We start from the raw sequence: 15,272 nt of genomic DNA, 5'->3' as shown, positions 1-15,272 counted from the left end.
TTAGCCCTATTTCGGATATACCGATATGTAGTTTATTGGCTTTATCGCATGGATAATTATGGAATCCAAAGCAGTAAACTATCCTCATTTTATCTTCAAGTATTAAAAAGTAAAAGTCAATCTGTTGATGAATTTGAGATGATTAGGGCTCATTTTTTGGAATCAGAGGGCTTTTTAGAAGGAGATTCAATAGGCGAAAAATCAACCTTGTCAGATCCTCGGAAAATTGCTAATATAGCTAGGAAAGGTATATCAGAAGCATCTGATTCTTTGTTGATACTAAGGTTGATTGAATTTTTTCAATATAAAACCGTATTGGAACTCGGGACTTCATTGGGCGTAAATACGTTATATTTAGCCAAACCCGCTTCTGTAGAGTCTGTTGTGACTATTGAAGCTGACGAAGGTCTTACAAGAATTGCCAAGGGTACTTTTAGGTCTTTCCCTAAAATAAAATCTATGTTAGGTGATATTGACGAAAAAATGCCAGAAATAAATCAAGCGTTTGATTTAATATACATAGATGCTAATCATACCTATGAGGCTACTTTAAGATACTTTAATTGGGCTAAGAATCATTTGACAGCAGAGGGTACAATAGTTTTTGATGACATTAATTGGTCTAGAGGAATGTCTATGGCTTGGAAATCGATTAGAAAGGATTCTGAGTTTGTGTCAACTGAAAATTATAATAGAGGGATATTACTCCGACATTTTACTAGGGATACTAATTATCCCTATGTACTTAATTTTTAGTCTTTTTAAGTTAACAGTAAAGTCATTCCCTCAAGCTTGGCAAAGTCCTTTAAAAGCATATTTTTGCTATTTTTAGAGACTATGGAAGAAAAGAATAAAGTTGAAAACGGTTTCCCAGTTGAGAAAAAGCCGAACAAAACCCTAATTATTATATATGTACTTATCGTTGTTTCATTAGTTGTAGGCGCGTTTGTTTACATATTGATGAGGTCTAATGAGTTTGAGAACAAAAATGAACTAACTCAGGCACAATTAGATCAGGCATATAGTCAACTAGACTCCATGAGTACAGAGTTAGATAACAGGATTTTGAAAATTGCTCAGTTAGGAGGTGAAATTGATACTTTAATTGCAATTAAAAATCAACTTGAGGAAGAAAAGAGGCAGTTTAGAAAAAGAGCTTATAGGCAGATTAATGACCTTAAATCTAAGGTAAGCGGTTATAAAGAATTACTTGTTGCTCAGGATGAAGAGATAGCTAGATTAAAAAAAGCCAATGAGGAATTGTTAGTTGAGAATACTGGGCTTAAAAATGAGAAGAATGAGTTAAACGAATCAATTAGAGAGCTGAATAGCAGAAAAAAAGATTTGGAGAGCAAAGTGGCTTTGGCATCGAGATTAAAAATTAAAGGGATGTCTATTTTAGCTGTAAACTCTAATGGAAAGGAACGTGAAAGTCCATTTAGAAATCGTCATATCAACGATCTCAAGATTAGTTTTGATATTATTGAAAATAAGGTAGCACCTATTGAAGGAAAGGAGATATTGGTTAAAATAACAGCTCCAGATGGTAACGTTATCTTTGATGTGACTACAGGGTCAGGAACATTTATGTTTGAGGGGAGAGAAGAGTTCTATACAGCTAAGAAAGAAATTCTTTACGATCGAAAAGGACAGCTATTAGTCTATTTGTATAATAAAGGTTCGGATTATGCTCAGGGTACTTATCAAGTAGATGTATATACAGATAGCTATAAAATGGGATCAGGAACTTTTGATGTCAAATAGGTATTTTGAAGGTATCAAAAAATAAGGGGCTGCAAATTGCGACCACTTATTTTTCTAATCTTTTAACTATGGCAGTATTTTGGAAAATGCTTCCTGTTCGTCCCAAATGATTTTAACAGAAGATAAAAGGACAATTGTAGCAAGGAACATTAAAATGCCGCCATCTCCATCTACCGATATGCCTATAAAAAATACATGAGAAATTAGAGCCCCAAGCATGACTCCGGAGGCAAGAAGTGCTCCTATTAGAGACCTTTTAGGCAGGATTATTAGTATTGAAGCTAACAATTCAACTACTCCAGTACCTATTCTAAACAAAGGCTCTAGATTGCTATTACCAAATATGGCTATGGTCAATGAAGAAAATAGTTGTTTAGATTCGTTTAAAGCATCTTCACCCCCAATACCAAATTTAAACCAAAGAGTCTGAAGAAGAATTCCCGCAACTATGTATTTAGGCAAGGTTCTTAGTATTCTGTTACGTCTATTCATAGTTAGCTTGGACTGTAATACCTTTTTAATTTAACAGTTTTTAAAATGACTTAGTTCAGATATTCGCAGAATTTTGATTTTCCATGTTTGCTTTGTTCTCTAGATTGAACTGATCTACTCCATTTTTTAATTCCTCTGCAACTAACCCAAGTTCTGAAATCTTGTTTTTGAATTGTGATATACCTTCATTCAATAATTCAGCGGCACTCACAGTCTCTTCAGAACCGGCAGCAGTTTCTTCAGAGATGACTATTACGTTTTCTGTGATTACTACCATATCATTAATGTTTTCAGTCTGAATTTTGGTCGCATCTAGAATTTTTTCAGAGAGGTTTAAGGTAGTGTGTGAAGAAGTATTAATCTGTTTAAAAAATGAAGAAACCTCCATTGAGGCTGTAACACCTTTTTCAACACCTTTATTCATAGTAGTCATGAGTTGTTGAGTAGACTTAGTGTCAGTATGAACATCAGCAACTAGATCTTCTATTTCTTTGGCACTGTTTCGTGAGTCTTCTGCTAATTTTCTTATTTCTTCCGCTACTACAGCAAAGCCTCTTCCAGCGTCACCAGCTTGTGCCGCCTCAATAGCAGCATTCAAGGCAAGTAAATTGGTCTGAGCAGCTATTTCTGTGATAACGCCTAGCACTCTACTAATTTCTTGAGATCTATTAGATAAGATCCCCATTGATTCTGTTGTTTTTTTAGAAGAGTCCGAAATAACTTCTATAATATTCACCAAGTTAGATACAATTTCTCCACCTTTTGTGCTGTTATTTACGCCTTGTTGAGCAGCAGAGTTAATTTCCTCCGAGTGTTCCCCCATTTCGGTTGAGGACTTTAGAATAGCTTCAATTTTATTAGATGCCATATCAATTTTTTCAACTTGAGTTTGAGCTCCTTGACTCATTTCTGTAGTAGCAGAAGATATTTCACCCATTGCTGCTCCCATTTCTTCAGAAAAAACCGACATTTCTTGAGCTTGGTTTTCCATATTGAGTGCATTCTTCTTGATATGAACCATTAACTGTTTCATATTGTCAAGAGACTGATTAAGAGATCTTGTGAGTGTTTCTATATCTCCTTGAGCATCTCCATTGTATCTAGAAAAGAGGTCTCCATATGCTACTGACGTTACCACATCGTTTACATCTTTTAACTGTTTTGATATATTTTGAAGCAGTCTGTTAATAGCTTCTCCAAGAATTTTCCATGCTCCTTCTTTTTGTTCAAGTCCAATTCTAGAATCTAGCAATCCTTTTCTTCCAGCCAATGAAACGACTTCTTCAGTTTCATCTACAAAATACTTTAAGTTATTTTGAAGAGTTATAAGTGATTTGCCAAGCTCATCATCCTTGCTGAGTAGCTCGAATTCTGTATCTAGATCCCCTTTTGATACTTTATCTGCAAAACGAGTAGCCTTCAATAGGTTTTTGTCTAACTGTTCAAGCTTTTGTAATGCTTTACCAATAATGTCATGACTATGATAGGTGAGGTTTACATTAAGCTTGCCTAGAGATAATTGACTAATGTAGCTGTCCATTTTATGCACTGGTCTGGAAACTAAATAACTATTTAAGGAAACTGCTATGACTACTATGAGTAAGTTTATCAGCAATAGTACAGGAAGAAGCGTATTGAGTTTATTTTGTTTTGCCTTACTTTCCTGTACATATTTTTGGACCAATGCATTGAATTTTTTCAACATTGGAGTTGAGTTTCTTTCAATAAAGCTAATAGCTTGAGAGGCATTATCAAGTAAAGTATCTTGATTGGTTTGGTTCAATAAAACTTCAGCATTCATTTTATAGTTAATCCATAAAATTTCAGCCTCTTTTAAAGTTGGAAGGATTTCAGGGTGAGTAGGAGGAAGGTTGGATTCTACATTCATGCCAGGAGCTTTGCCTCCTTTTTTTAGTGCTTTTAAAGAAGAGTCGCAAAGGTTTATAGCAGCTTTCAGTGGCTTTTTGGCCTTGAAGTTTCCTTTTGCTATTTGTTCAGCAAACAGACCAATTCTTTGCGAGAGCATTCTTTGTCTTCCTGCTACATCTACCACTGCAGCATCTTCTCTTTGATTTTGTTGATGCCTATTGATAACAAAGTAGTTTGCTATAGCCAATAGTAAAAACAATACTGGGCCTAGTGCGAGTTTCAAGTTTAGGTCAAGGTTTTTAATTTTTTGAATAAGCATAATAAATACAAAGTGGTGATAACTCTGGATGGGAGCTAGAATTGATAGCGAAACGCTCTTATATAAGCGTAAATTAATAAGGAAAAGTGATTGTTTAGATCACTTCGTTGAAATCGATGTTGTTTCATTTAGGAATTAGTAAAAGAAAATCTTAGACAGAGTAGTTAAGGGATAATGCATTTCTCTGATTATGAGGTTTTTTGCTTGATAATTATTAAATTAATAATAGCAGTGTTTTGAGTTGAAAATCGATGAATTATGATCTACGACTCGGATAAAGTGGTTATTAGAATGGCCAAAGAAATGGGACTTAACCATTTGGAATTCAAATTTATTGGTCATCTGGATTTGCAAAGTAGTAAAGACGCAGCCAAGGTTTGGTTCAAGGTTTTTGAAAAATATCCAGAAATGACCTATTCATTGGTATGGGACTGTACTTACATGTCAGGGTTTGATATAGAAGCTCGCAAGATATGGTATGACCATCTTAAGATATTCAAAGTACGAATTATTGATGTTGTTGTTATTTCTCCTAAAATTTTAATTCGAGGAGCAGCTCGAGTTATGTTAGAATTTTTTGGATTAGAATCTAGGATTGTGAAGAATAGGAAGGATCTATTGATTCCAGCGTAAAAATTTTGCCACTTTAATCAAAGATTGTTAGCAATGAATATCTCACAAAAAGATAGTGTAGCCATTAAACTTGCTTTTGTAACTGCTACTGTAGGGTTTTTATTTGGAGGTGTTTTTCTAATCAATTACCAAAGCTCGTTAGGATGGTATCCTATCGTCGCTGCCATTTTTAATATTTTTGGAGTTTTTTTAATTAAGATAAAATCATCAATAGTAGGTAGGCTTTGCATTGGTCTTGTTCCTATAGTTTTCAATTCTATTTTTCATGCTTCGATGGTGGGGGACAATGATGCTATTATAGCTCCGTTGTATCTGAGTCAGTTTGGAATGTTGTTGATATTAGTAACGATATTCGATTTTAAGGATAAGTTTTTTCTGATTTTATCAGGTTTGATAGGTACAATCCTTCTAGGAATTCAGCCTGCACTGAATCAAACAATATTAATCCAGTTAGATGGATTAAGTATTTTTTCTGGGACTCTAATAGAGGTATTATCATACGCTTATGCTTTGGTAATGATAGTTGTCCCATTGATTTTACATCATGTTGAATCTTATAATAGTGAAATAAAGAATGACGCTCTTGTTGAAGAACTAAAGCAATATCAGGAGAGATTGCTGAATGATAATCAAAACCTTTATGCCGAGCAATTAGAGATGTCGATGCTGAATAATATTTTAGAACAGAAAATATACCAAAGAGCGGAAAGATTAAGAGTACAAAATAAGTTGTTGGCTGAGCATTCATATATTAATTCTCACCTACTACGTGCACCTTTGTGCAGGTTGGAAGGATTATTAAGTCTACTCAAACTCAGTAGTGATCAATGTGAAAAAGAAGAGTTAATTCATCATATGAAAGAGTCAATTTCTGAGATGAATCATATAACAAGAAGGATTGCGTTTCTTTTGGAAAAAAATGGTATTTATAGAAAGTATAATCTCAATTTTGATGAGCTACAAGCTATAATTCATGATGCTTCTAAACAAATAAAGACTGAGGAAATGAGTGAATAAGGGTTAAATTCTGATACTGAATACTTGTCCATAGTCAACCTTATAGAGGTCAAAGGCCTTATGCAAAGGGGTGTCATTCATGTGAGAAAGTAGAGTCCTGATTATTCCTGCATGAGTAAATACAGTAGCCGAGTTCACATTCGAAGTTTGCAACTCAAAAAACCAATTAAGTACTCGATCACTTAAGTCTTTCATAGATTCCCCCGATGGAGGTGCATTATTAATGAAGTCTGCCATCCATTCATCCAAAGTTTTTTTTGATATTTCCTTCCATGCCTTCATCTCCCATTTTCCAAAGTCCAATTCTTTGAGTCTGGATTCAAATTCTATATTACTATTTGGGTAGCAATCAGTTGCTAATTGACTACATCTCTTCAAAGGGCTTGAAAATATGGCTTCTACTTTTTTGGGGAGTATTTTTTTTACTTCATTTAATTCCTCAGTATACGTATCCTCAACTTCTAAATCCGTTTGTCCGTAGCATATACCCATATCGACTTTAGGTTTGGTATGTCTTACAAGGTAAATTTCCATATTACTATCAGAATGAATAAAAAACTCGTTTCAACTATTTGTTGAGCCGCACCAAGGCAATCTCCCGTATACCCACCTATCCATTTTTTGAAATAACGGGCAAGCAAAATATTAACAAGAACTAAACTTGGGATTGTAATTAGATGTTTGAAACTATCTGTAAACAGAGCAAATATTATTAAAGGTGTTATTCCAAATAAAGAACCAATAATAAGGTTTATATACCCAGATTGTTTTGCTATTGGTTTGGTTTTAGAATCTACTGTATCACGTACATAGTCCAATATGAAAACGTTAATTGAGGCAATCCATCGACTTAGAGAATGAGCTGAGATAATTACTAATCCAATGGTTAAATTAGGAAAGGTCGTTGAAATCTTTACCATTAGAGAGTGCTTGGTTAAGAATAAAAGAATCAATCCAATAACACCGTACGCTCCAACTCGACTATCTTTCATTATTGAGAGTATTTTCTCCTTAGTCCAGCCTCCCCCAAAACCATCACAGCTGTCAGCAAAACCATCTTCGTGGAACCCGCCAGTGATAAGTATACTAGCTATCATAGAAGCTATGACGCCAAATGAGGTATTAATGAGGTATGTTCCCAATAAATAAGCAATAGAAGATATTATACCGACTATCCAGCCAATAAGAGGGAAATATCTAATAGACTGATTTATATAATCAGGTCTATAACCTGTCCATCTATAGCAAGGTATTCGAGTATAAAACATCAATGCGGTAAGAAAGATATTAATCTCTTTCACCTAAGCTTGACTTACAGATGCTTCTTCAAAACTGGCCATGTTATTTAAGAAAGCAACAGCATTATGAATTACCGACATTGCCATCGCACAGCCAGTACCTTCGCCCAGTCTCATACCAAGGTTAAGAATAGGAAAAGCATCAAGGTGTTTTAGTAACAATTGATGACCATGTTCATCAGATTCATGTGTGAAAATTGAATACTCACGAACTAAAGCGTTCATTTTAGATGCTACCAATAATGCTGCTGATGAAATGAATCCATCAACTAATACGATCATACCAAGCTCTGCGGCTTTCAACATACCGCCTACCATAGAGGCTATTTCAAAACCTCCAAAAGTATAAAGTGTCTTGAAGGGGTCTCTCCCAACATTATAAAAAGATCTTATTTCTTTGAGTGTTTTAATTTTATTTTCTACCCCGTCAGGCGTCAAACCTGTTCCAGCTCCTACGCAGTTTTGCATACGTATACGAGTAAGTTGCCTCATGATTAATGCAGCTGAAGAGGTGTTAGAAATACCCATTTCACCAAAACCAACAGTATTACATCCTTTATTATAAAGATCTTCAATAACACTTGCTCCATTTTCAATAGCTTGCTCACATTGATCAGGTGTCATTGCTGGTCCGTGTTTATAATTATTTGTCCCCTTAGCAACTTTTAGATAGGACATCTCTAAACCAGGTTCAAAATCATGGTTGACCCCACAGTCCACAATTTTAAGGTCTATATTTTGTTGTTTACAAAATACATTAATCGCAGCACCTCCATTGAGGAAGTTATAAACCATTTGAGCGGTAACTTCTTGAGGGTATGGGTTCAATATTTGTTCTTTAGCAATACCATGATCTCCTGCGAATACAACGATAGATGGGCTGTCAATATGTGGCTCTTCGGTGTTTTGTATTAAGCCTATTTGTAGTGCTAGTTCTTCGAGTTGACCTAGGGCACCTAGCGGTTTGGTTTTGGTATCAATAATTGACTGAAGATCTACTTCAAAACTGTGGTCAAGTGGTTTAATTCTAAATTTACTCATTAGTAATGATGCTTATTAAGGAATAGGTCTAAACTATATATCTCGTTTAAATATTTATAATTCAAAAGGTATTGTTAAGAGTCGCTTTTTTTAGGAACGATTTAAAGCTGTTAAATATTATTTTTAGCGAAGTGGCAAAGCTCTCTAATTTCCAGACTTAGGTCAATATTATTCTTCAAATCTTTTTATCATGCAAAAAAATCAAGAATATAAATATTTAATATGGCCTCAAAATAATAAGACAAACCACATTATAATGGGCAAATACTATTTTTGAATCAAGTGGTAATTATACATTTTTGCATTGTGAAAATATTGCAGCGAATAGGAGTGTTTTTTCTTGTGATTCAGTTAATAACTGGTACACTGTCGGCTCCATTTGCTTACATTGATTATGAAATGCGTAAGGACTACATAGCTGAATACCTATGTGTCAATAAGTCCAAGCCAATGCTTAATTGTAATGGCAAGTGCTTTCTTGCAAAGAAACTTAAGAAAGCAAGTAAAGAACAACAACGAGATCAAAAGAACAATTTAAAAGAGACCTTTTCTTTTTATAATGAATTGCTTAGTGAAATTGTTTTTGTTACGATTCCAATCGATAACATTATTCCTAACCTTAACATCTATTTGAAGTTTGTGACCAAGCTCTTTGGTCATGATATTTTTCATCCCCCTAGAGTATAAATTCTTATCGTTTTTTTTAGAAGGAAAATATCCTCGCCTACGTCATAATGGAGGTTTCGCTTTACGCAAAGCGTAATTTTTACGTGTATTTATACTCAATATTTTAGAAATGAAATTATATCAATTGTTTTTGTTGGTGCTTGTAGCAAGTGTAATACTCTCTTGCGATGAAGAAGAGAATACAGATTCTGGTACGATGATGGTCTACTTTTCTCATTTTGGAGGTTTAGATCATCAATCGGGAGAAGCTCTTGAACTAGATTTAGCTGAAAGTGGTTCTACCGACTATGATATTCATAGTATGGAAGAAGGTATAGGAATGTTCAATGTTGCTACCCTTCAGTACTATGTTACGAATATCAAACTAGAAGGTCCTAATGGTGAGATTTTTATTGATCCTATGAAAGTAAGTGCTAAGGCAGAAGAGGTTACAGGATACTACTTAGTGAAGGAAGGTAAATCATCATCTAAAGCTATTATGTTATCAAACGTACCTGCTGGAGAATATGATAAAATTACCTTTACCATAGGTGTACCTGAAGAAGGGATTAAAGAAGGGGCCGCTGGTGGTGTTTTAGACCCTGCAGAAGGAGCTCCATTTTGGAATTGGAACAATGGCTATATTGGTTTGACTGTGGAAGGTATGGCTATGAACTCCGAGCAACCTCAAGTTATTGGTGATGGTTGGACTATTGAAGAAGGTTCTTATGCTTTTCATATTGGAGGTTGGAAAGATATTGAGGAAACCACTGCTAACAATATCAAAACCTTAACATTCGATTTGGATGGTCAACTCTCTGTAAATGCAGAACAAAACCCAGCAATTCACATGGGGTTTGATATAGTACAATTACTGGAGGAAACAGGGGTTGATTTTGCTTCTACTTATGCTGTTCATAGCCCATTATTAGGCGCAAATTTTGCCGAAAATTTGAATAAAGCTTTCTTTCTTAAGCATACTCATCAAACAGATAGTCATGAAATGAAAGAAGATGATCATGATCACGATGATCATTCAGGTGAAGGACACAATCACTAATTATAGATGAAAAGAGTATTCAAAGTAAGTCCACTACTGTGGGCTTGCATTTTCTTTTATTCATGTTCAGAAGAGGAGGTAAAGGTCAATAATGACTATAAATTCATAAGTCCTGTTAATTTTCCTGAGCCTACTTACACTTTTGAAAATAATCAAATCACAGAAGCAGGTTTCGAATTAGGTAGGCACCTTTTTTATGACCCTATATTGTCTGTAGACGGAACTGTATCATGTAATAGTTGTCATCAATTGTCATTAGCATTTGCTGATGCTCAACAACACCCGTTGAGTATAGGTGTAAATGATCGGTTAGGAATCAGAAATGCTCCTTCATTGGCCAATTTAGCTTATTTCACTGAATTCTTTTGGGATGGAGGAGTAACACACCTTGATCATGTTCCTATTAATGCCATTGAGGCAGAGTTTGAAATGGATGAAGAATTATCGAACGTAGTTCAAAAATTAAGACAAAGTTCAAAATATGATTCGTTGTTCAAGCAAGCTTTTGATGTGGATGAAATTACTAGTCCATTTATGTTGTATGCGTTAGCACAGTTTACCACCATGATGGTGTCTGCTAATTCCAAATATGATAAGTACGTTAGAAATGAGGAGGAATCATTAACAGAACAAGAACTGAGAGGGCTCGAATCTTTTGAAGCTAAATGTTCGAGTTGTCATTCCGGAGTATTGTTTACCGACATGTCATATCGGAATAATGGTATTTCTTCTGATTTCGTAGATTTGGGAAGAGCGACAATTACAGAGTTAGAAAGTGATATTGGTAAGTTCAGGGTTCCAAGCCTTCGAAATGTACAAAGAACCAGCCCATATATGCATAATGCTAAATTCAAGACGTTAGAAGAAGTATTGGACCATTATGAATCTGGTATAAGTATTTCAGAAACTCTGGATTCATCTCTAGAAAAAGGAATCGTTTTTGAAAATGGGGAGAAGGATGATATTATCGTTTTTTTGAAGACTTTGACGGATTATGAGTTTATTTCAGATGAAAGATTTACTGCGCCACAATGAAGCGAATACTATTATATCTTTTAATAATTATTAGTCTATCAGCCTTTGATTCAAAAGCTTGTGATATATGTGGTTGCAAATTAGGAGGTCTGTCTTATGGTATTCTTCCTCAATACGATAGCCATTTTATAGGGCTTCGATATAGCAATGCTAGCTTCAAAGCAGAGATTAATTATAATAGTCCATATGATCAAGATGTTTATTCAAACGATACATATAATAGAGTAGATCTAATTGGGAGATACGTTGTTACTTCAAAGATTTATCTCAATGTAATATTTCCTTACATGCATAATGTTATGAGAGGTAATGAACAAAACATAAGTGTTTCAGGTATAGGAGATCCAATGATGTTGATCTATTATAATCCAATAAATACTGGATATGAAATGGAAAAACGTTGGAAACATTCGCTTCTGATAGGAGGGGGACTAAAATTACCTCTAGGCAATTACCAAGCCGTAGATAACGGTGAAATTATAAACAGGAATTTTCAACTTGGCTCAGGTAGTTTAGATTATGTGGTTTCCCTTAATTATACGCTTCGATATAATTTATGGGGGGTAAACATTGAGTCTTCTTATAAGATGAACACTAAGAATAAGGAAAATTATCAGTTTGGAAATCAAATTAATTATAGCTCATACTTGTTCTATCAAATAGAAACCACATTAGCCAGTATTTTACCATATGGAGGCTTTTATTATGAGTGGTCTGACTTGCATAAAGATGGTATTATTATTCAGACTAATACAGGTGGGAAGGTTTTATTTGCAAGTATCGGTAGTCAGATTATTAGAAGTAACTGGTCCATAAATGTACAATTTCAGATTCCAGTGAATCAATCGTACAATGTAGATCAGTACTCTAGCATCTCAGCAGGCGAAAGAACTACAATAGGTTTGATGTATAATATTTCTTCCAAACGATAACTTATCTTATAATCCTAATGCCAAAGTTGAACACTTCACCAGCTCCGTCTCGTTTAGAAGCAACAAATTTACCGTAGGAGGCTTCCAGTTCTAAAAACGAGGTTACTAGGTATTTTCCACCTAGCCCTAGTTGAGTATACCAACGCATTAGTCCAAAAGCAGAATCTTCAAATCCTTCTAATCTACCAAAAGCAGGCGCATATTGTAAATTACTATACAGGGTTAATTTGTTAGATGGGAAATAGCTGATGAAAGTTGATACTGGAAGTCTGAAAAAACTATTTTGTTGATCAGAATTTTTAAACCGAACCAGTAAATCTACTTCCATGAATAAATTCCACTTACTTGTTATAGAATAGTCATAGAAGATTTGATTCCACCATGTATATCGATTGTGATTGGTGAACTTGGGGGATTCCAAGTTTTTTTCTTTAATTGGAAATAGAAAAGTACTTGTTACACTGAAATTCCCAATAGATTCGATGGGAGTAAATCGGATAGTAGGGCCAATGTTCGCTAATTGAGAATGTTTGTAGCTAGCCCCTCCCGAAGATAGAATGTCAAAATTACCACTAGCGCTATCGCTATATTTTGAAAAGGAATAGTTGGCTTCTAACCCAGCATTCAATCGTCGGTTTTCACTAATACCATAAACATATCTAAATTGGTTATTTAAAAAGGACTGTCTCTGCCCAAGATCTATTTTATTTCCAAACTCATTGGTAATCTGTGTTTGAGTATAAATGTTATTAAAAACCTTAATTTCCATTTGGTTTTTACTTAATAAAATTGATGGAGTGTACTGCTGAAGGTTTTGTCCAAGTGCGATAGCTGAGTAACTTATCAGCGTTAATAATATGAATATGTTTTTCAAAGCTTAGTTTTTTTGGAATCGTCCTAATATGTCAAGGCCAAGGTAGCTGGTACTAAAAATTGCTTCATTTTCTGTTAAACTTTCGATATACAATGAAAATTCGTTTTCAGTACCTTGATCAATGATTATAACTCTACTTGGGTAATCAAGAATCCATGTTCCAGATTTGATGAGTTGGTCGTCTTCAGCTCCGCAGAGTTTAGTTCCTCCATCATAATCATACGTTCCGTCGTTTTTAAGAGTGATTAAATCATCCATTCTACAACTTTGAAAACCATTAATACTTTCCATTTCAAACCCTGTGATTTTCCAAGTGCCATTACTGGTTGAATTAAGTATTGAAGAGGTTTCTGACTGAGAAGTAGGGAAGATATTTTGAAATGTAATAGCTTCTATTCCTTCTTCAGGAGACTCAATGACAGTACAGGCGGTTATACCTATAATGAATATTATGATTAGCTGTTTCATATAAAGGAAACAGTCTGGGATTAAGAATAGTTCAATTAATCAGCAGGTTGTTCATCAAGAATCCTATTCATTCTAATAATGACCTGGTCTACTTCTTCAGTTTGCTGTTTAATCATTTCAACAATTTCCTTATCGTCTGTTTTGCCATCGTTGTATTCGAATAAGTCAATCAACCCTAGAAGTCTTGAAACAGGGGCACGAGTATGATGAGAGTTGTGATATGCAAAGTCTTTAATCTTATCGTTCTGTTCTAGGATTCTTTTTGTACGCTTGACAACTTCTTTTTCAAGGTCTTGGTTGAGTTGTGCTAATTCATCTTTCTGCGACTTTATTTTTTTGTTACTTCTGTGGTTTAGATAGAGTGAAATCCCTGATATCAGCAGTATGACAAGTAAAAGAGTAGCTATTCTCAAGCTCATTTTATTTTCACTTTCTAGTTCAGCTAGGTTTTGCTGTGTCGATTCCAATTGTTCTTTAGCAAACTGAAGGTCAAAATTTTTATTATACTGGTTACGTTGATATTCAGCTAGTTTTAAAAATTGATTGTATAATTGGTCAAACCCTTCTTCCGTTTCTCCGGTCACCAGATATAGTTCTTTGCAAAAATTAAGATGGTTTCTTACTAATGGGTAGTATGTGAAATGACTGAGCATTTCATTGGTTTTATTCATGTGAATAGCAGCACTATCATAATCTGCAAGTTCAAAGTAAGTTTGAGCTAAAAGGGAGTGCAATACTCCTTCATTACTTTTATAAGCAACTTCTTGTGAGTGACGAAGTCCTTTTTTTCCAAGCTCTAAGGCCTCAGAGAATTTTCCTTGCAAATAGTACATATAAGCCAGGTTTCCATATGCATTGTACTCTATCCCCCTTAAATTTTCTTGACGTGCTAAATCAATAGCTTCACTGAGAGCATCAATAGTTTGTTGGATATAAGTCGTATCATTTATGGACTTTAATGTCAACAAAGAAGCCTTGGTACTAGTAAGTTGAGCTTGGAGTACCTTTTGTATTTCAATACTTTTAATTTTTTTTAATTCAATAAAGCACTCTTTATTAATAGTGTAGGCTAGATATTCTCTATCAATTTTTGTTAATGTATTAGCTCGCCAATCTTTCGCTACAATGGAAAGTGATACGTCTTGATTTGCCAAAATTAGTAGATCAATAGCATCCAAGATGTCCATGACTCTGTCAAAGTTTTTAACATGAATATAAGCTTTAGCTTCAAGTAGCCGTAGTATTATTTTATCCTCCGAATTACTTTTTATCCCATTGATGAGTGTTTTTGCTTTGATCACATCTTCTGTAGCAGCGGTAAAGTCTTTACTCATCAAGTGTTTGGCACGTACTAAATGGGCATAGAATCTTTCAGTGTTATTCTCAGAATTGTTGATGATACTTGTGCATTGATCAATTTCTCTTTCTATTGAGGATATATCAAAGACATTATCTAAAAGAAGACGTATCCTAAAGGTAGGATCATTAATGTCAACATTAGATATCTGATTAATGCCTGCAAAAGCCTCAGTTGACATTATGATTGACACCAATAGAACGGTCTTAATTATCTTTCTCAATTTGCTGGTGTTGATCCAAACTTTAAAAGTTAAGGAGGATTAAGATTTATAACATGATCGAGTTGCAATATAACAATAGGTATCTTTTCATGAAAAAAATGATAAAATCTTCTAACCAAATAGTCCTTTTATATGGTGGTAGGTGTACGGGAATAAAGTTAATAAATGCTTTGTTAAAAATTATTAAATAATTAATAACCAAATGATTAAGTTATAAGGTTACA

16 protein-coding genes are annotated in these 15,272 nt (G+C 34.5%); 8 read left to right on the top strand and 8 right to left on the bottom strand.

Annotated features, from left to right (window positions below; genetic code table 11):
* The first annotated feature begins 48 nt into the window (after nucleotides 1-48).
* Nucleotides 49-756, top strand: a complete 708-nt coding sequence (locus DKG80_RS06205; protein WP_109830452.1) for an O-methyltransferase — start codon at nucleotides 49-51, stop codon at nucleotides 754-756.
* An 81-nt stretch (nucleotides 757-837) separates the two neighbouring features.
* Nucleotides 838-1,764: a coiled-coil domain-containing protein gene (locus DKG80_RS06200; RefSeq protein ID WP_109830451.1), complete on the top strand. Its 927-nt coding sequence runs from the start codon at nucleotides 838-840 to the stop codon at nucleotides 1,762-1,764.
* Between the two features lie 66 nt (nucleotides 1,765-1,830).
* Here the strand turns inward: DKG80_RS06200 and DKG80_RS06195 are convergent, their stop codons facing one another.
* Nucleotides 1,831-2,256, bottom strand: a complete 426-nt coding sequence (locus DKG80_RS06195; RefSeq protein ID WP_109830450.1) for a DoxX family protein — start codon at nucleotides 2,254-2,256, stop codon at nucleotides 1,831-1,833.
* Nucleotides 2,257-2,311: 55 nt separating this feature from the next.
* Nucleotides 2,312-4,444: a methyl-accepting chemotaxis protein gene (locus DKG80_RS06190; RefSeq protein ID WP_109830449.1), complete on the bottom strand. Its 2,133-nt coding sequence runs from the start codon at nucleotides 4,442-4,444 to the stop codon at nucleotides 2,312-2,314.
* A 258-nt stretch (nucleotides 4,445-4,702) separates the two neighbouring features.
* Here DKG80_RS06190 and DKG80_RS06185 point away from each other — a divergent pair, with 258 nt between their 5' ends.
* Together DKG80_RS06185 and DKG80_RS06180 are read left to right on the top strand one after the other, a co-directional pair.
* On the top strand, nucleotides 4,703-5,077 hold the full coding sequence (locus tag DKG80_RS06185) for a hypothetical protein (protein WP_109830448.1): 375 nt from the start codon (nucleotides 4,703-4,705) through the stop codon (nucleotides 5,075-5,077).
* A gap of 33 nt (nucleotides 5,078-5,110) precedes the next feature.
* Complete coding sequence (locus DKG80_RS06180) at nucleotides 5,111-6,094, top strand: hypothetical protein (protein WP_109830447.1); 984 nt, start codon at nucleotides 5,111-5,113, stop codon at nucleotides 6,092-6,094.
* Between the two features lie 3 nt (nucleotides 6,095-6,097).
* Here DKG80_RS06180 and cobC read toward each other — a convergent pair whose 3' ends face one another.
* The 3 genes from cobC to cobT are packed head-to-tail and all read right to left on the bottom strand — an operon-like array spanning nucleotide 6,098 to nucleotide 8,433.
* Entirely contained in the window at nucleotides 6,098-6,628 is a 531-nt protein-coding gene (gene cobC, locus DKG80_RS06175) for an alpha-ribazole phosphatase (RefSeq protein WP_109830446.1), read from the bottom strand.
* Complete coding sequence (locus tag DKG80_RS06170; RefSeq protein WP_245906969.1) at nucleotides 6,610-7,395, bottom strand: adenosylcobinamide-GDP ribazoletransferase; 786 nt, start codon at nucleotides 7,393-7,395, stop codon at nucleotides 6,610-6,612. Before DKG80_RS06170 ends, cobC begins: the two co-directional genes overlap by 19 nt.
* Complete coding sequence (cobT, locus tag DKG80_RS06165) at nucleotides 7,396-8,433, bottom strand: nicotinate-nucleotide--dimethylbenzimidazole phosphoribosyltransferase (protein ID WP_109830445.1); 1,038 nt, start codon at nucleotides 8,431-8,433, stop codon at nucleotides 7,396-7,398. It lies immediately after the preceding gene.
* Between the two features lie 306 nt (nucleotides 8,434-8,739).
* Here cobT and DKG80_RS06160 point away from each other — a divergent pair, with 306 nt between their 5' ends.
* From DKG80_RS06160 to DKG80_RS06145, 4 genes are all read left to right on the top strand, one after another.
* The gene (locus DKG80_RS06160) at nucleotides 8,740-9,120 is read left to right on the top strand and encodes a hypothetical protein (protein ID WP_109830444.1); all 381 of its coding nucleotides are present in this window, start codon (nucleotides 8,740-8,742) and stop codon (nucleotides 9,118-9,120) included.
* Between the two features lie 109 nt (nucleotides 9,121-9,229).
* Nucleotides 9,230-10,159, top strand: coding sequence for an MbnP family protein (locus tag DKG80_RS06155; protein WP_109830443.1), 930 nt, complete (start codon nucleotides 9,230-9,232; stop codon nucleotides 10,157-10,159).
* Between the two features lie 6 nt (nucleotides 10,160-10,165).
* Complete coding sequence (locus tag DKG80_RS06150) at nucleotides 10,166-11,194, top strand: cytochrome-c peroxidase (RefSeq protein ID WP_109830442.1); 1,029 nt, start codon at nucleotides 10,166-10,168, stop codon at nucleotides 11,192-11,194.
* A complete protein-coding gene (locus DKG80_RS06145; RefSeq protein WP_109830441.1) occupies nucleotides 11,191-12,126 on the top strand; it encodes a hypothetical protein in 936 nt (311 codons plus the stop codon). Before DKG80_RS06150 ends, DKG80_RS06145 begins: the two co-directional genes overlap by 4 nt.
* Before the next feature lies 1 nt (nucleotide 12,127).
* On the opposite strand, the gene DKG80_RS06140 is transcribed toward DKG80_RS06145, so the two are convergent.
* Genes DKG80_RS06140 through DKG80_RS06130 form a run of 3 tightly spaced genes read right to left on the bottom strand, consistent with a single transcriptional unit; the run spans nucleotide 12,128 to nucleotide 15,048 of the window.
* Nucleotides 12,128-13,000: a hypothetical protein gene (locus tag DKG80_RS06140; RefSeq protein ID WP_162555715.1), complete on the bottom strand. Its 873-nt coding sequence runs from the start codon at nucleotides 12,998-13,000 to the stop codon at nucleotides 12,128-12,130.
* Between the two features lie 3 nt (nucleotides 13,001-13,003).
* The gene (locus tag DKG80_RS06135; RefSeq protein WP_109830439.1) at nucleotides 13,004-13,468 is read right to left on the bottom strand and encodes a lipocalin family protein; all 465 of its coding nucleotides are present in this window, start codon (nucleotides 13,466-13,468) and stop codon (nucleotides 13,004-13,006) included.
* A gap of 35 nt (nucleotides 13,469-13,503) precedes the next feature.
* On the bottom strand, nucleotides 13,504-15,048 hold the full coding sequence (locus DKG80_RS06130) for a tetratricopeptide repeat protein (RefSeq protein ID WP_162555714.1): 1,545 nt from the start codon (nucleotides 15,046-15,048) through the stop codon (nucleotides 13,504-13,506).
* Nucleotides 15,049-15,272: the final 224 nt, after the last annotated feature.

Source organism: Reichenbachiella versicolor, assembly GCF_003171675.1.
In the GTDB taxonomy this organism is placed as follows: domain Bacteria; phylum Bacteroidota; class Bacteroidia; order Cytophagales; family Cyclobacteriaceae; genus Reichenbachiella; species Reichenbachiella versicolor.
The sequence above is the reverse complement of the archived record's forward strand: the minus strand, read 5'-3'. Positions and strand labels throughout refer to the sequence as shown.

Coding starts and splice junctions, on each gene's coding strand:
- DKG80_RS06205 (WP_109830452.1), top strand. CDS start 49: ATGGATAATTATGGAATCCAAAGCAGTAAACTATCCTCATTTTATCTT.
- DKG80_RS06200 (WP_109830451.1), top strand. CDS start 838: ATGGAAGAAAAGAATAAAGTTGAAAACGGTTTCCCAGTTGAGAAAAAG.
- DKG80_RS06195 (WP_109830450.1), bottom strand. CDS start 2,256: ATGAATAGACGTAACAGAATACTAAGAACCTTGCCTAAATACATAGTT.
- DKG80_RS06190 (WP_109830449.1), bottom strand. CDS start 4,444: ATGCTTATTCAAAAAATTAAAAACCTTGACCTAAACTTGAAACTCGCA.
- DKG80_RS06185 (WP_109830448.1), top strand. CDS start 4,703: ATGATCTACGACTCGGATAAAGTGGTTATTAGAATGGCCAAAGAAATG.
- DKG80_RS06180 (WP_109830447.1), top strand. CDS start 5,111: ATGAATATCTCACAAAAAGATAGTGTAGCCATTAAACTTGCTTTTGTA.
- cobC (WP_109830446.1), bottom strand. CDS start 6,628: ATGGAAATTTACCTTGTAAGACATACCAAACCTAAAGTCGATATGGGT.
- cobT (WP_109830445.1), bottom strand. CDS start 8,433: ATGAGTAAATTTAGAATTAAACCACTTGACCACAGTTTTGAAGTAGAT.
- DKG80_RS06155 (WP_109830443.1), top strand. CDS start 9,230: ATGAAATTATATCAATTGTTTTTGTTGGTGCTTGTAGCAAGTGTAATA.
- DKG80_RS06150 (WP_109830442.1), top strand. CDS start 10,166: ATGAAAAGAGTATTCAAAGTAAGTCCACTACTGTGGGCTTGCATTTTC.
- DKG80_RS06145 (WP_109830441.1), top strand. CDS start 11,191: ATGAAGCGAATACTATTATATCTTTTAATAATTATTAGTCTATCAGCC.
- DKG80_RS06135 (WP_109830439.1), bottom strand. CDS start 13,468: ATGAAACAGCTAATCATAATATTCATTATAGGTATAACCGCCTGTACT.